We start from the raw sequence: 232 nt of genomic DNA, 5'->3' as shown, positions 1-232 counted from the left end.
GCGATCGCCCGCTTCATGCTGCTGCGCCTGTCGCGCAAGGAAGGCAACTGATGTCCTCCGTCTCCGACCGCCTGTACCTGCGCCGCCGGGTCGTCAATGTCTTCGCGCTGGGCCTTTCGTGCGCGACCGCGCTGTTCGGCCTGTTCTTCCTGGCCTGGATCCTGTGGACGCTGGCCGCCAAGGGCCTGGCCGGCATCAACCTGGACCTGTTCACCAGGATGACGCCCGCGCC

Annotated in this window: 1 protein-coding gene; it reads left to right on the top strand. The window is 67.7% G+C overall.

Annotated elements, in window-relative coordinates; translation table 11 throughout:
* Positions 1-50: 50 nt before the first annotated feature.
* Positions 51-232 (top strand): hypothetical protein (locus tag SB658_RS27840; protein ID WP_410603824.1); only part of this gene is annotated, 182 nt, incomplete at its 3' end.

This window comes from Bacillus sp. SIMBA_008, assembly GCF_046535495.1.
In the GTDB taxonomy this organism is placed as follows: Bacteria; Bacillota; Bacilli; order Bacillales; family Bacillaceae; genus Bacillus; species Bacillus subtilis.
Note: the sequence above shows the minus strand (reverse complement) of the source record. Positions and strands in the feature narration are given on the sequence as shown.